Below are 16222 nucleotides of genomic sequence, written 5' to 3'. Positions count from 1 at the left end.
AATCCGTTTCGCATGGTGCTGAATCGGATTCTTTTAAATATTAATGAACAAGGGAATATCCGGAATTTCCACCTTATGTATTGAAAGTTCTTATCTTTTTCAGGGAAAACTCTCACTTCTATGAAAAAAAGTGATAATTTTGGCATAGATTTGTGGGTAGCCTAAATTACAAAAGAAGAAATGTTAGATTTGAAACAACTTACAGCCGAAGTATGCCGCATTGCAACTGACGCCGGACATTTTTTGAGAGAAGAACGGAAGAACTTCCGTCGTGAACGTGTTGAAGAGAAGCATGCGCATGATTACGTGTCTTATGTGGACAAAGAATCCGAAGTGCGAGTGGTGAAGGCTCTTTCTGCCTTGCTTCCCGAAGCGGGATTTATAACCGAAGAAGGCTCTGCCACCTATCGCGATGAACCGTATTGCTGGGTGATTGACCCGTTGGATGGAACCACGAACTATATTCACGATGAGGCTCCCTACTGTGTATGTATTGCTTTGCGTAACCGCACCGAACTTCTTTTGGGTGTCGTTTATGAAGTCTGCCGGGATGAATGTTTTTATGCCTGGAAAGGTGGGAAAGCCTTTATGAATGGTGAACAAATTCATGTCTCTGCTATTCAGGACGCGAAAGATGCGTTCGTTATCACGGAATTGCCTTATAATCATCTGCAATATAAACAGACAGCTCTCCATCTGATAGATAAGTTGTATGGAGTGGTGGGCGGTATCCGTATGAATGGTTCAGCCGCTGCCGCAATCTGTTATGTAGCTATCGGACGTTTTGATGCCTGGGCGGAAGCCTTTCTAGGTAAATGGGATTATTCTGCGGCAGCTTTGATTGTGCAGGAAGCGGGCGGACGCGTAACCAATTTCTATGGTGAAGAGCATTTTATTGAAGGGCACCATATTATAGCTACGAACGGACACCTGCATCCTTTATTTCAGAAACTTTTGGCGGAAGTTCCACCATTAGATATGTAGAAAAAATATCTCCTTATTAATTCCTTACTGTTATTATGAAACACACACTCTTTATAAAAGACTGGCTTGGTTCATTCTTATCCTTGTTCTTTCCCCATTGCTGCATAGTTTGTGGCAGGCCGTTGGCGAAAGGTGAAGAATGTCTTTGCACAATGTGCAATATCAATCTCCCACGCACAGATTACCATCTTCGAAAAGACAATCCCGTAGAAAAACAGTTTTGGGGAAAGATTCCATTGGAACGAGCCACCTCTTTCTTCTTTTACCGGAAAGGAAGTGACTTCCGGCAAATTCTACACCAACTCAAATACGGCGGACAAAAAGGCATCGGGGCAATCATGGGGCGTTATATGGCAGCCGAATTGCTGGAATCCGGTTTCTTTGAAGGGGTGGATGTAATACTTCCCGTGCCGTTGCACAAAAAGAAACAGCAGATTCGTGGTTATAATCAAAGCGAATGGATAGCCCGGGGGATTTCCGCTGTGACAGGAATTTCTATAGACACGGAATCTGTAGTGCGCCGAAAGAATACGGAGACACAGACACGTAAGTCCTCTTTGGAGCGTTGGGAGAATGTGGAAGGAATCTTTGAGTTGCATCATGCGGAATCTCTGACCGGAAAGCACGTTCTGATTGTAGATGATGTGTTGACTACCGGGGCCACCACCGTGGAATGTGCGTCTTGTCTGACTGATATAGAAGGAATACGGATTAGTGTGCTGACGTTGGCGATGGCGGAATAAAAAGCAGAATAAAAGAGAAACTAAAAAAAGTTGCAAGAACAGGATGGTGTATCCGCTTTCTTGCAACTTTATCTTTTTAGTTCATTAATATATTACACAGTAATTATGCTGCCGGATCCGGTGTTTCACCGTCGCCTTCATTGCCACCACCACTGGGAGGCGTAGAAACTTTAGTATCCGAAGTTTCCAGTTTCTGAATACTGACTGTTTTTATCATGTCTTTCAATAGACTTCCCGGTGTAAAGATAATCTTACGATTCTTTAAGGTCTCCGTAGTTACTCCCGCTGCATCGTTCTGGCTTTTACAGCCGAAAGAGGGGCGGAAAGTTCCAAAATCTCCGAGACTGACGGACGCTCCGATTTCCATATACGTTTTCAGTGAATCAATCAATCCGTCAAGGACAGATTTTACTGTACCGCGTGGAACGAATCCGACTCTGGTTACTTGGTCGCATAACATTTTAAAATCAACGTTAACCACGTTGAATGGTCGTGCTACATATTTCTCATTTTTGTCCTTGTCAAAGCCAAAGGTTGCTTTTTTGACTACATATCTCAGTGCCATAATTTTTTAATAGTTTTAATCGTTAATAGTTCTAGTTGTTTTGTGATCACGACGCAAAGATATGGCAACTGAAATTACTGACCAAACGATTTTGAAAGTGTGCGTGAATAAAATAATTAATTTCGGGATAATGGATTGAATATTAGATGGCTATGCGTTTCTTAATATTTACATTGCTCTAATTCTGAAAGCATAGCCATGCGCAGAAGTTTAAATTTCCGGCTTTTTATGTTTCTCCATATACTCTTTAGGACTCTGCCCAAACCTCTTTTTGAAATCATCGCTGAAATAGCGTCGTTCCGAATAACCTACCATATAAGCGATTTCGGTAATATTCAGTTGGTTTTGGACAAGCAGTTGTGCGGCTCTTTTCAATCGGAAATCCTTTACGAATCCAATAACTGTCATGCCTGTGAGCGCTTTTATCTTTTTATACAGGTTGGAATGGCTCATTGCCATCGTACTTGCCATTTGAGCGATATTTAGTTCAGGCTCTTCAATATGTTCTTCGATATAGCTGACTAATTTGGAAAGAAAGATACTGTCCTGTGACGTCAGGCTTATCTCCTGCGGATTGATAATAGCTTCCTTCTTAATTTGTTCCCTGATTCTTTTCCTGTTTTGCAATAAGTTGTTGACTCTGGTCAACAGGATATGTTCGTTGAATGGTTTAGTCAGATATTCATCGGCTCCGGTTTCAAATCCCTCGATAATAGAATTGACTAAGGTTCTGGCAGTTAATAGAATAACAGGAATATGACTGATTCTCATGTCACTTTTTAGTTTTCGGCAGAAAGCGATGCCGTCCATGACAGGCATCATAATGTCACTTATAATAATATCGGGAACGAGCTCCAAAGCCCTTTCGAAGCCTTCCTGCCCGTTTGAAGCCTCGTATATCGAATATTGTGGCGATAGCAGGTCGGTCAGATAAGTTCTGATGTCGGGATTGTCTTCAATCAGTAATACGGAGAACTCTTTTAAATCCTGTTCCGGTAGGCGGTCGGGAGCTACTTTTACCTCGTCATCCGTGAAATACTCCGACAGAATACTGGCTTTTGAAGGAGATGATATAAACTCAGCGTTCTTTAAATGTTCTTTTCCCGGTTGGAGATGAATGGTAAATTCAGAACCTTTCCCTCTGGCGCTTTTCACCTGGATATTTCCGCCATGCAACAGTACGATTTCACGTGTAATGGCTAACCCTACACCGAAACCGTTGCCTTCAGCCTGCCTGTCCACCTGATAGAAGCGATTGAAGATATGGCTGATTTCCCCGGCTTCGATTCCTTCTCCTGTGTCGGCGACTGAAACGGTCGCTTCCCCGTCATTGGCATAATTGACTTTCACTGAAATTTCTCCTTTTTCGGGAGTGTATTTGAACGCGTTGGAGATGAGGTTGCAAACGGCTCTCTCGAATTGCACTTTATCTATCCAAACGCTGATTTCCGGTTGTGAATATTCGAATTTATACTCAATATGCTTGTTGATGGCAAACTGGGTATAACTGATGTAGATTTCTTGCACAAACTCAACCAGATTTTCCTCGGATACCCGAAGGGTGACGTTTCCCGTTTCCAGTTTTCTGAAATTCAGTAATTCTCCGGTGAGGTTCAGTAGGCGGTTGGTATTGGTTTTTATCAGTTTCAGGTATTTCTGTTCGGCTGCATCCATGTTTTCTCTGTTGAAAAGTTTGTTGATAGAGCCTGCAATCAAAGTGAGCGGCGTTCGGATATCATGTGAGATATTCGTGAAAAAATGCTGTTTCAGTTCGTAGATATGTTCTTCCTGTTCACGCTTGAATTTCTCAAGTTTCAATTCATTTTTGATTTCCGACCATTTTAAGGTATATCTACGGAATAGATACAGGGTGATTATGATAAGAATAAAATAGATAAGATAAGCCCACCAGGTAAGCCAGAAGGGGGGAAGCACCTGAATTTCAATTTGTGCGGGTGTTGCCTGCTGATAAGAAGGCTCACCGGCGGGACGTACCATAAAGGTATATTTGCCGGACGGAAGATTAGTGAAAGTAACTGTATTCTGAGTACCCACGCTTTGCCAGTCCTCATCCCTGCCGGCCAACTTGAACTCATAGTTTATATTCTTGGAGAAAGAATAGTCCAAAGCGGCATATTCTATGGAAAATACGCTCTGGTTGTGTTTGAGAACTATTTTCTTCTCAAAACATATCTGTTGTTTCAGCACACTTTGGGCATTTATGGCTACAGGCTTGCTGAACAGTTTGAAGCCGGTGAGACACATTGCGGGAACAGGCGTTTCAAATTGTATTTGGGAAGGATAAAAAGCTACTACCCGTTCGTTGCTACCGAAGTACAGTTTCCCGTCTTCATCTTTAAAGGCAGATTTGAGACAAAAGTTATCATAAAGACCGGGGATAAAGCTTACCTGGTTATTATCCTTTTGAATACGCATGATTCCTTTCTGGGTGCCTGCCCAAATGTTTCCGTCTTTGTCTTTCAGCAGGCTTACGGTGTTCCGGCGTTGCATGTCGGCCTCATTCATCGGAATCGTTTCAAACTCTGAGGTCTTGGGATTGAAACGGACAGGCCCCTCTTTCGTAGCCAGCCATAGACAGTTGTCGTCTCCACGCAGTAAGGCGAAAATGTAGTTGCTGGCTAGTCCGGGATAATTTTCAGCTTTGTAATTCTTGAATTTCTTGGTGACCGGATTATACATTGACAGTCCGTCACCATACGTTGCCAGCCATAGACACCCGTCACTGTCGGGACTTAATGCCAGCACATTGTCCCCGCCGAGTGATGCCGGATTTCCCGGTTCGTGCTTATATGGCCAGCTCATTTGAACCTTGGTGTCGAAATAGACAAGTCCGCCGCCCCAAGTGGCTATCCATAAGTCGCCGGAAGGCAAGACAAGAATGTCCTGGACGTTATTGTGGGAAATGAAATGCCGGGGAATGGATTTACCCGTTTCATCGCGGGTATTTTGCATCTCAGGATAGAAACGGTGCAGTCCCTGGGCGTAAATGGCTATCCAGAAACTTCCGTCATTGGCAGGTTTGATACATTGGATGAAATCGCCTACATATCCGTTGTTGGTCGCTTTACAGAAAAAACGGGAAATCTCGTAATGGGATTTCTCATGCCGGGATTTCAATAAAGTCAGACCTTCCCCGTCAGTTCCCAGCCAGAGCCCGTGCTTGTCGTGAAAAACAGAAAGGACAGGTATCTTATATTCCCCTTTGCCGTCACTATAATACTGCTCGATATTTGTCGTTTCCTTTTTTATCAGGTTGATTCCTTTTTTCGCGCTGCCTATCCATAGGTTAGATTGCCGGTCTTCGAAAAATACATTAATCGTGTTTGACGAAAGAGAATTGTGTACGTTATGGTTGTTTTGATAGTTTTTAATTTCGAGCGGCTGTCCGGGCTTTCTTGTGATGTGCAATATGCCTAGCCCGTCGGTTCCTATCCACAGGTTGTTGAGTTTATCCTGCCAGATGCATCTGACGATGAGCAGGTCGTCATACGGAGTACCTGCCAGGTAGTTTGAAATTCTATTTTGTTGGAAATCGAAATATTTCAGTCCCTGCCCGTTGGTTCCGACAAGTAAGTTCCCTTTCTCGTCCGTAAATAATGCATTGATATAATCGGTATTGTCCTTTAATCCGTCGAATGGTTTTGTGTCGAAATGCGTGAACTCACCCGATTTCTTATCGAAAAGATAAAGCCCCGAGCCGAATGTGCCAATCCAAATCCGGTCGGCAGGTGCTTCGAGCATGGCTCTGATATCATTCTTGTTTGATGAATCGGATTTGTCCTCTTTCAGTTGGTAATGCCTGGATTTACCTGATGCATCATACGAGTAAATTCCCTTTTCGGTAGCAATCCACATAATCCCGTCCTTATCTTCGAACAGTGCGTGGATTTCCATGTAATGATTGCTTCTACCGGGAGAGGAGTCTAAGGGTATAGGCTGGAAGGTATCGTTGAGAGGATTGTAGAGGAAAAGACCGTCGCCGTTGGTTCCTACCCAAAGACGGTTCCGGCTGTCAATGTTCAGAATGGAAATATCGTTTCCTATTTGATAAGGTTCGTGTTGGGAGTAGATTTTGAAGTTGGTTCCATCATACCTGTTTAATCCGTGTTTGGTTCCCACCCAGATAAATCCGACGCTGTCCTGGGCAATGCTGGTGACACTGCTGTGCGAAAGACCGTTCTCGACACCTATGTTTAGAAACTCGGTATGCCGGAGTTGCGCTTGGGCGTTTGTCAGTGTAAGGAAGAACAGGAGCAGTAATCCTGTAAGCAGTGTGTTGTTTTTCATAAGAATCATCTATAATTGGATTTTCTTTTAAGGAATGATGATAGCAAAACTACAATATTTTTTCTGAATTTCCTGTTTTTATTTGCCCGAATATCCCCCGGAATCCCCTGTTTACGAATTTACAGCATCTATTGTACGAATTTGTATCCCCCTTTATAGCCCACTATTGCCGTATTTAGCGAATCGAAATCACACAACGGCTGTCATTTTATTAGTTAACTGAATAATAATTAAAAATCAAAATGCTTATGAGAAAACTAGTTTACAAAAAAATCCTTTATTTTTTGTTACTTGCAACTCCTTTGTTGCAGTACGGCTGTAAAGAGGAAGAGCAAGACATTGCGCTCGAAAGTTTCACGTTAAATACGTCGGATATATTGATAGGTGTTGATGAAATACAGTCTGTTGTAGCTGTTGCGTCTCCGGACGATATGACGGATAAGCTGAAGTGGGAATCTGCCAATCCCGAAATAGCGCAGGTACAATCCAATGAACCGGGGTTGGTATCCGGCATTATCGGGCTGAAAGTGGGTACCACTACCATAACCGCCTCTACTGCGGACGGAAAAGTGAAACAGTCGCTTCCGGTCAGGGTGATTGTAAAAGTGACGGGAATAAAGTTGTCGCCTGAAGTTCCCATAGCTCCGGGGAAAATACGGTATGATGTCCTTTTCACACCGGCGGATGCTTCTATTCAGGACTTGACCTGGACTTCGAGCGACCCCGAAGTAGCTAGTGTGGATAATGGCGTGGTGACAGCACTCTCGCGAGGTTCTTCCATCATAACGGCCACTACGGTGGAAGGTGGACGAAGCGCGTTCGTCGAGGTGTTTGTAAGCGGTAATCCGCCGGTGTTCGGCAAAGAATATTGTACGATTACAGGTTATGGTGAATATTGCCCGGATGAAGTCCGCACCGAGGGAGCTGCGCAAAACCTGTCGCACGTGAATACTGCCATACCGACTAATAATTATAAGTACTATCCCGAAGACCGCCTTATCGTGAAAAGAGGCAGTGACTTTACACTTCATCTGGTACAATCGAACAACTGGTCATGCAGTGCTGTGTGGATAGACTGGAACGGTGACAGGAATTTCACAAATGACGGAGAACGTATTGCAGTGTTCGGCGACTTTGAAGGGACGAATAATGGCCCGTATAGCATATCCGTACACGTTCCGGCAGATGCTGCGCTTGATGTTGTGCGTATGCGGGCGGCTACTGTGGATTCATGGGCTGTCGATCTTTCTGCTTTCGAACCGTGCGGCAGTGTGAGACATGGTACTGTCAAGGACTTTGACGTGGAGATTACGGACTAAACTAATAATCGGATAATATGAAAAATATGAAGAAAATAGTGTTATTAATTATGCTTGGGCTGATTGTTTCGTTTTCGGCCTTTGCACAGCAGACATTAAAAGGTACGATACGGTCGAAAGCCGATAATCAGCCGCTTCCGGGTGTATCTGTCGCAATAAAAGGGACTTTGACAGGCGGAATTACCGACCTGGACGGTAACTTCTCTATCAGTGTGAAGCCCGGAGATATACTTGTTGCCAGTTTTATTGGTTATAAAACGCAGGAAATACCGGTGAACAACCGGACGAAAATGGATATTCTGCTGGAAGAAGATGTCGCTTTACTGGATGAAGTAGTCGTAGTGGGGTATGGTATTCAGAAAAAGAGTGATATTACAGGCTCGGTAAGTTCCGTTAAATCAGAGAACATACAGAACTCAGCCTTTACACGTACCGATGAGGCGCTTCAGGGGCAAATAGCCGGAGTGCAGGTAGTCAATAATGATGCCTCTCCCAATTCCAGTATTTCCATTCGGATTCGTGGTGTAAATTCAATCAATGCCGCAAGTGACCCGCTGGTTATCATCGACGGAATGCAGGGCGGCTCGATGTCGAACGTGCACCCGAATGATATCGAATCTATTGAGATTCTGAAAGATGCCTCGGCTACTGCTATTTATGGCTCGCGAGGAGCCGGCGGGGTTATTCTGATTACGACTAAAAAGGGTGGCAGCCAAAAGCCGGTTATCACTTATAATGTATTCGGCGCCCTTCAGCAAGTGCGCAAAAAACTGGATATCATGAACGCTTCGGAATATGCTCAATATATTAATACGAACAGGGAAGCGAGAAAACTGCCTGCCGTATTTGACGACGTATCTGTTTTTCAAAATAATAGTACCGACTGGCAGGATGAGATATTCAGAACCGGGACGACCCAGAATCATCATCTTAGTATCAGCGGGAAGTCAGGGATTATCTCTTATAATATTGCCGGAGATTATTTGGGAGTCAAGGGAATTGTCATCAACTCGAAATTCCAGAAGATGTCGCTGCGCTCGAACCTCTCTATCGACCTGAACAAGAGAATCAAGCTGAACCTGAACACATTCTTTTCCTCGTCTAAGGATAATCCGACGGTTCAGAATGCGCGGGACGCTTACGGAAGTCCTATCTATGCCGCTTTGAACTTCGCACCGACAAGACCCGTGTATGAGAGTGACGGCACCTATTCGCAACCGGGAGGTGGTTACGGCTCGAATACGGAATATAACCCGGTGGCGCTTGCCAATGAACAGACGAATGTATATCGCCAGAAAATGAATATCATTAATCCTGAAATCGTCGTTCAGCTATTCAAAGACCTCAAGTTCCAGTCGTCCGTCTCCTGGCAGATGACAGACGGGGAAAGTGACTGGTATTACACCGAGAAAGTGATTAACGGAGACGAATCGACACGGACGGCCAGCATAAGCAATGATAAGTGGATGCAATTCCAAAATACGAATATGCTGACATACGACCATACGTTTGCAGACAAACATCATCTGGTTGCCACTGCGGTTTTGGAACAGCAATTATCTAAAACGACTTCCAGTTATGCTTCTTCCAAAGGCTTTTTCACGAACGAGAAATTATATAACAACCTGGGACTCGGAAATGAAACCATTCAGCCCGGTTCTTACAGGGCCGACCAGACACTCCTTTCTTATATGGGAAGAATCAGTTATACCTATTCAGACCGTTACTCGGCTACGTTGACCATGCGTGCAGACGGCTCGTCGGTATTTGCAAAGAACAATAAATGGGGATATTTCCCTTCTGCCGGACTGGCATGGAATATTTCAAACGAGAAGTTCTTGAAGAATGTCTCCGTCATAGATAATCTAAAGTTGAGATTGAGTTACGGCGTAGTCGGCAATCAGGCTATTTCTCCCTATCAGTCATTAGACTTGTTGGTGACAGGCTCTAAAGCGGCTTATGCATTTGACGGTGAGAAACTTCATCAGGGCGTTGCATTGTCTACTTTGGCGGGAAATCCGAATTTGAAATGGGAAACTACCAAACAATGGAATGCAGGTGTCGACCTTTCTTTATTTAAAGGCAGGTTCAACCTCACAGTCGATGCTTACCGGAAGATAACTTCGGATTTGTTGTTTGAAAAACAACTGAAAATGGCTTCCGGACAAGCCACTCAGTTAGTGAACGCCGGAAAGATTCGCAACCAGGGAATAGAACTGGTTGTGGGCGGAACACCTGTGCGGACGAAGAACTTCGAATGGACTACCAACCTGACTTATGCCGCCAATCGTAGTGAAGTGCTGGCACTCAGTGAAGGAGTAGACGAAATGATACTTGGAGGAGCCGGTATGCCCGGATTTTCGGACGCAGTCCGCCTGGAAGTGGGGCAACCTATCGGCCTGGTGAAAGGTTTCAGGTATGACGGAGTGTGGAAAAGCAGCGAGAAGATTCTGGCGGGTGCGTATGGGGTTACTCCCGGCTCTCCGAAATATTTCGACAAGGACAATAACGGCGTGATAGACAGCGAAGACATGGTGACAATTGCCAAAACACTGCCGGACTTCACGTATAGTTGGAGTAATAGCTTCCGTTATAAAGACCTGTTCCTGAATGTGTTGATTGTCGGAGTACAGGGAAATGATATCGTGAACCTTGGAAAGTTTATGTTGGAGGGAGGCACAGACGGAGTCGGCAGGAACCTTCTGAACCGTTGGACGCCTGAAAATGAGAATACGAACGTTTCGGGACATGATGTACTTGGAAATCAGCGAAATTCCAGCCAGTGGGTAGAGAACGGCTCGTATCTCCGGGTGAAAAACATCACTTTCGGCTATAATCTGCCTTCCAAATTCCTGAAGAAATTCAAGATAAATGCAGTGAAAGTATATGTGACCGGGACGAACCTGTTGACTTTCACCAACTATTCGGGATTTGACCCCGAAGCCAATAATGCTTCCAGTATTGCTTCCGGCAATAATTCGGGACCGTTTACCGGATTTGATATGGCTTCCTATCCTTCCCAAAAACAGTATGCAATCGGTCTGGATATTACTTTCTGATAGCGTTGGCAAAAAGAATTAAAGAATGATAATCAAAAAGATATACATTATGAAACTTATAAAAAATATAGGACTACTTTTCCTTTTGTGCCTGACAATGCCGTTGGTCGTTTCGTGCGTGGATTTGGACGAGAATCCGCCGTCAGACTTATCGCCACAAAACTTTTATACCTCGGAAAGCGAGTATAATGCCGCCTTGACGGGTATAATCAAAGCTCTTTACTCCGACTGGTCGGGATTCGATTATGGATATGACCTCATCCTGGCGTCCGGGGCAGAGGATATTCGTTCCGACGCAGACCTGTTTAAAAATTTCGACCGCTTGGTTCCCAATGACCGTGAACTTGTCATTCACGATTTCTGGATGAAATGCTATCAGGCTGTTTCCAATGCCAATACGTTGATTAGCAAACTTCAGAACGCGAAAGACGTTTCGGCGGAAAAACTGGATGCGCTTGAAGGACAGGCAAGATTCTTGCGGGCTTTCACCTATTTTTATCTGGTGCGCTTTTTCGGTCCTGTGCAGGTGACGACTTATGAGAATCAAAATGATATTGAAACCGTAAAACAGTCCACTGTGGCAGAAGTCTATGACGCCATTCTTGAAGACTTGGGGATAGCTGAAGTTAAACTACCCCCTTCATTTGCGGAGAAAGGCAGACCGACAAGAGGGGCGGCGAAGGCCCTGTTGGCAAAAGTGTATTTGACAATGACGGGCTGGCCGTTGAATGATAAGTCTTATTATGTGCTGGCCAGGGACAAGGCAGCGGAAGTAATGGATGAAAAATATGGGTATGACCTGGAAGACGATTTTGCCGATTTGTGGAAGCAGTCTAATAAATTGAAGTCAAAGGAGTTTATCTTCACTTTCTACGGTTCGGTTGCAGAAGACGGAGTGGCCGGAGGCCACATGGATTTGGCTACAAGATACTTTGGAAATGGCGAAGGCGGTTGGGGCGACTATTTCAGTGAAACCCGCTTCTTCGACGCTTTTCCTGAAGGACCCCGGAAGGATGCCACTTTCACTTCCGTATTTGCTGACGGTACGACTTTCACAGAAGCGGGCGTCGAACCTTTTATCGCCAAATATCGTGACGGCGGTCGCCGGGTGAATACTTCCAGTGAAGGTTTCCGTCCGATGTTGCGCTTTGCCGATGTTTTGCTGATTTATGCGGAAGCGGCTAACTATGTGAATAATGGCCCGGACCAGGCAGCGTTGGATGCATTCGACCGGGTATATAGCCGGGGACGAGGTGAAAGTTCTCCATATACGCTCCGGACATCGCAGAATGAGTTTGACAGGGCTGTTCTGGAGGAAAGAGCATGGGAGTTTGCTTGCGAAGGAGACAGGTGGCACGACCTTGTCAGAAGGGAAATGGTAGTCACGGCCAATGCGGAACGTTTGCCGAATGTGAAAGAAACTGCCAGGTTGCTGCCCAAGCCGGGCACGGAAATAATCCCGGGTATTCTCGACCAGAATGAGTATTAATCAAATCTATCGGATAGATGAAAAATAGTATTAGTTTAAGTATATATGCGCTTTGTATGTCCGCTGCCTTGTGCGGCTGCGGACAGGCGCAGTCAGGAGGAACAGTCCGTAATCAGGTAATGGACCCCGTCACCGAAATTCCCGAATGGTTGAAAGTGACGGTGGAGTCGGCATTGCCTTCGGATTCATTGAATGTGTGGATACCTACCGGGGAGCTTGCGACATCGTCATTGATACGGGTCCCCAGGTTTCCTGCGCCCAAGCATGAAAATGACAAGCAGCCTTCACCGTTCGATATCCGGCCTGTCGACTTCTCGGCCATTCATTCAATCACGGGAGTGCGTAACGAACAGCAGTCTTTTCAACTGTCGGTTGCGTCGGTCCATGAACTTACCGGGCTTTCTGTCAGGGTGGAAGATTTAATCTCGGAAAAAGGGGATACGCTGGATGCCGGCTGCGTGAAAGTCAGGTATGTCCGTTATGTACCCGTGGAGCGTGCCCGTAGCGAATATACGTGGACTGCCCGCCAGGAAGATGTCTACGGGCAGGAAGTGAGTGGAACGGGGGCGCCGGATGTCGTAGCTGACCCTTTAATGGAATTGCCGGCGGTAGATGTGCCTGCTTACAGGGCGCAACCTGTCTGGTTCACGGTAGAAATACCGGAATCTGCCGTTCCCGATATTTATCGCGGGAAGCTTGTGATTCATACAGACCAGTATCAGGAAGTTGCCCTTAATCTGGCCGTGAATGTACTGGCTCCTGCATTACCGGCACCCGAAAATTATAGTTTCTTCCTGGATTTGTGGTTCAATCCCAACGCGGTGGCTGTGGAGAAAGGAGTGGAAGCATGGTCCGAGGAACATTGGAAACAGATAGACCCGTATCTGGAAGATTTGGCATCAAGAGGAGCGAAAACCATTACGACCACTATCGTGCCTTATCCCTGGAAAGTAGACTGGCTGGCGGGCAGTCAGCGTTCGCAGACTTATATGGGCTATCCCGCCATGATTACCTGGCTGTTGGACGGTTCGGGAAAGTGGAGCTTCGATTATACGGTCTTCGACCGCTTTGTGGAGGCTTGTTTCAAGCATGGGATTGACCGGCGTATTGATGCATTCTCGCTGTCTCCTTTCAATCATAAGACGGACCGTCGGGAGATTGTCTACCGTCATAAGGAGACGAATGCTTCGGATACATTGTATTACGACCAGTTTGCTCCTGAATATAAAGAGGTATGGAAATCCTTCTTGCGTGACTTCGAAACTCACCTGACTTCAAAGGGGTGGCTGAATAAAACTTATCTGAGTTTTGATGAAAGTCCGCACGAGGTGATTGAGTCGATTCTGGATATAGTGGGTGACAGCGCGCCTGTATTCTTGCAGCAATTTTCGATAGCAGGCAGGAAAGAGGCTTCTTCATTGGCAAAGTCGTTTTCACTGTTTTACTCCTTCTTGCCCGAAGAACTGACTGCGGGTGACGAAATCTCCACCTGGTTGCAGGAGAGGAAAAAAGACCCGGACAAGATAACGAACTTTTATTTGTGTGGCGACCCTGCGCATCCCAATACCCTGACCTATTCTCCCGCTATCGAAGCAAGGATGATACCCTGGCTGGCTGCCCATTACGGACTCGACGGATATTTACGGTGGGCATATAACAGTTGGTCGGATAAAGACCCGTACAGCAAACCAGTTTTCAACTTTATACAGGGGGATGATTATTATATTTATCCGGGGGAAAACGGCCCTGTCAGTTCCATACGCTGGGAATTACTGAAAGAGGGTATCGAAGACTTTGAATTACTCAAAATAGTGGATTCGAAACAGAAAAAAGAAGCGATTGACATGGCTGTGAGAAACCGGGACGGACGGCAGAAAACTGTTACGGATTTTGAGAATGCCAGAAAACTGCTGCTGGATACTGATATCTATTGATGCGCATAAACATAGAATATATCAATATAAAATAACCGAAATGAGAAAATATATGATTTTAACTGCAATGTTCTGTTTGCTGCTCGCATTTCCGGGTTGTAGCAGTGACGAGAAAGATGCTCCGGACGTAGGTGGGGGACAACCGCCCGTAGAAGCGCCTCAAACCATGAAAGGCTCTTTTGAAAGTAAATATAAGCGATACGCGCAGAGAGATAAGCATGAAGGTCAGAGTTCTGCCGACAAGATTGTGACTCAATGGCGGGATACGGTCTGGAGAAACGAGCGTGTGCATACCCAACTTATTCTTTGGGCGGAAAAGAATGTGCAAGGAATAAGCTATCAGGTGAATGACTTGAAGTGTGGCTCACAGACGTTGCCTTCTTCAAATATTCGTTTGCGATTCCCTACCTATGTATTGGGGGATGCAAAAGCCTTGGATTGCGGTATGCAGACTTCGCGCCAGTCGGCATATATCGCCGATGCGCTGTCGGAACAGCAAGTAACTCAAATCTCTTCCACTGACCCGACAAAGGTGTGGGTGACGATTGACGTCCCTAAGAACACCTCACCCGGCTTGTATGAAGGGAGCATCGACGTGAAGCAGGAGAAAACAGGGGAAAAACTGTCTTTCAATATTCAGCTTCTTGTGACAGACCACACTTTGCCCGATGTCAAAGACTGGACGTATCATCTGGATATATGGCAATTCCCTTTTCAGTTGGTTACTTTGTGCGGGAAGAGTGGTAATGAGATAGAACCTTTCTCTCCGGCTTACGAATCTTTGATGTCTTCATTCTATAAGATGTTGGCAGATGCCGGTCAAAAGGCTGTTACGACCTACATTAAAGACGGTGCCTTTTTGGAAGGGCAAACGATGGTCGACTGGAACTTGAACAGGGATAACACGTGGAGTTTTGATTACACTAATTTTGATAAATTCGTGGAGTTCATGTTCTCTTTAGGAATTAATAAACAGATAGACTGTTTTTCTTTGGTCGGTTGGAACAATTCAATAGGGTATTTTGATATAGCGACTTCGAATTACAAAACTAAAAAACTGCCGATAGGGACAGATGAGTACAATGAAGTCTGGACAGCGTTTCTCACATCATTCCGTGCGCATCTGACTGCTAAAGGTTGGTTTGATAAAACAATTTTGTTTCTTGATGAGGCGCGTGACGAAGAAACCCGCCAAGTGGTGAATCTCATCAGGCAGAACGGCTCGGATTGGAAGATAGGACTGGCAGGAAGCCGTATTGCTGCTGATATAGAGAATGAACTCTATGATTATTGTACGCTTTTAGGATATGAAAGAGCCTCAACTAATCATATCTCAACTTTCTACACCAGTTGCTCGCAAATGTTTCCCAACAATTATGTATCCAAGGAAACATCCCCGGCAGAAATGGTATGGATGTCATGGTATGCTGCGTCAAAAGGATTGAATGGTTATCTCCGGTGGGCTTTTGATTATTGGTTGAGTTCTGACCCCCTGAATATACAGGATGGAACCAATACTGCCGGAGATTTCCATATGATATACCGTACGGATAACACGGCTTCAAGCAAGGCGGTAGCCAGCATACGTTTTGAGATGCTTCGCGAAGGTATCCAGGATTATGAGAAAATTAAAATAGTATCTGCTCCGGCTTTGGATGCTGCGGTAAAGAGTGTAGATGCAGCCAGTGCCCGAACAGCAGAAAAGACAATACTTAACACACAAAAAATCCTTAAACAAGTCTCGGTAAATTAATGAAAAAATGTATTTGATATTTAGCAGCCGCTAGTGATTAGTGGCTGCTAAATTATTGAATTTGTAGC

General features: G+C 45.1%; 9 protein-coding genes. 7 read left to right on the top strand and 2 right to left on the bottom strand.

The window, feature by feature from the left end; genetic code table 11:
* The first annotated feature begins 180 nt into the window (after nt 1–180).
* Complete coding sequence (locus BacF7301_RS02805) at nt 181–984, top strand: inositol monophosphatase family protein (protein WP_167959996.1); 804 nt, start codon at nt 181–183, stop codon at nt 982–984.
* Nucleotides 985–1019: 35 nt separating this feature from the next.
* Nucleotides 1020–1727 carry a ComF family protein gene (locus BacF7301_RS02800; protein ID WP_167959994.1) on the top strand — a complete coding sequence of 236 codons (708 nt, stop codon included), beginning with the start codon at nt 1020–1022 and terminating at the stop codon, nt 1725–1727.
* Nucleotides 1728–1830: 103 nt separating this feature from the next.
* Here BacF7301_RS02800 and BacF7301_RS02795 read toward each other — a convergent pair whose 3' ends face one another.
* Nucleotides 1831–2292 (bottom strand): HU family DNA-binding protein, encoded by a 462-nt coding sequence (locus tag BacF7301_RS02795; RefSeq protein ID WP_167959992.1) that lies wholly within the window; start codon nt 2290–2292, stop codon nt 1831–1833.
* Nucleotides 2293–2502: 210 nt separating this feature from the next.
* Entirely contained in the window at nt 2503–6600 is a 4098-nt protein-coding gene (locus BacF7301_RS02790; RefSeq protein WP_167959990.1) for a hybrid sensor histidine kinase/response regulator transcription factor, read from the bottom strand.
* A 248-nt stretch (nt 6601–6848) separates the two neighbouring features.
* Between BacF7301_RS02790 and BacF7301_RS02785 the strand changes: the two genes are divergently transcribed.
* From BacF7301_RS02785 to BacF7301_RS02765, 5 genes are read left to right on the top strand one after another with little or no spacing between them, the layout of a single operon-like run.
* Nucleotides 6849–7919 (top strand): Ig-like domain-containing protein, encoded by a 1071-nt coding sequence (locus BacF7301_RS02785; RefSeq protein WP_209319493.1) that lies wholly within the window; start codon nt 6849–6851, stop codon nt 7917–7919.
* A 17-nt stretch (nt 7920–7936) separates the two neighbouring features.
* Entirely contained in the window at nt 7937–10978 is a 3042-nt protein-coding gene (locus BacF7301_RS02780) for a SusC/RagA family TonB-linked outer membrane protein (protein WP_167959988.1), read from the top strand.
* Between the two features lie 49 nt (nt 10979–11027).
* The gene (locus BacF7301_RS02775; protein ID WP_167959986.1) at nt 11028–12467 is read left to right on the top strand and encodes a RagB/SusD family nutrient uptake outer membrane protein; all 1440 of its coding nucleotides are present in this window, start codon (nt 11028–11030) and stop codon (nt 12465–12467) included.
* Between the two features lie 17 nt (nt 12468–12484).
* Nucleotides 12485–14401 carry a DUF4091 domain-containing protein gene (locus BacF7301_RS02770; protein WP_167959984.1) on the top strand — a complete coding sequence of 639 codons (1917 nt, stop codon included), beginning with the start codon at nt 12485–12487 and terminating at the stop codon, nt 14399–14401.
* A 52-nt stretch (nt 14402–14453) separates the two neighbouring features.
* Complete coding sequence (locus BacF7301_RS02765; RefSeq protein ID WP_245208319.1) at nt 14454–16154, top strand: DUF4091 domain-containing protein; 1701 nt, start codon at nt 14454–14456, stop codon at nt 16152–16154.
* Nucleotides 16155–16222 lie beyond the last annotated feature (68 nt).

The sequence above is a fragment of the Bacteroides faecium genome, from assembly GCF_012113595.1.
GTDB lineage: Bacteria > Bacteroidota > Bacteroidia > Bacteroidales > Bacteroidaceae > Bacteroides > Bacteroides faecium.
Note: the sequence above shows the minus strand (reverse complement) of the source record. Positions and strands in the feature narration are given on the sequence as shown.

Excerpts from the sequence above, each read along its gene's own strand:
- BacF7301_RS02805 (WP_167959996.1), top strand. The coding sequence starts at position 181 with ATGTTAGATTTGAAACAACTTACAGCCGAAGTATGCCGCATTGCAACT.
- BacF7301_RS02800 (WP_167959994.1), top strand. The coding sequence starts at position 1,020 with ATGAAACACACACTCTTTATAAAAGACTGGCTTGGTTCATTCTTATCC.
- BacF7301_RS02795 (WP_167959992.1), bottom strand. The coding sequence starts at position 2,292 with ATGGCACTGAGATATGTAGTCAAAAAAGCAACCTTTGGCTTTGACAAG.
- BacF7301_RS02790 (WP_167959990.1), bottom strand. The coding sequence starts at position 6,600 with ATGAAAAACAACACACTGCTTACAGGATTACTGCTCCTGTTCTTCCTT.
- BacF7301_RS02785 (WP_209319493.1), top strand. The coding sequence starts at position 6,849 with ATGAGAAAACTAGTTTACAAAAAAATCCTTTATTTTTTGTTACTTGCA.
- BacF7301_RS02780 (WP_167959988.1), top strand. The coding sequence starts at position 7,937 with ATGAAAAATATGAAGAAAATAGTGTTATTAATTATGCTTGGGCTGATT.
- BacF7301_RS02775 (WP_167959986.1), top strand. The coding sequence starts at position 11,028 with ATGAAACTTATAAAAAATATAGGACTACTTTTCCTTTTGTGCCTGACA.
- BacF7301_RS02770 (WP_167959984.1), top strand. The coding sequence starts at position 12,485 with ATGAAAAATAGTATTAGTTTAAGTATATATGCGCTTTGTATGTCCGCT.
- BacF7301_RS02765 (WP_245208319.1), top strand. The coding sequence starts at position 14,454 with ATGATTTTAACTGCAATGTTCTGTTTGCTGCTCGCATTTCCGGGTTGT.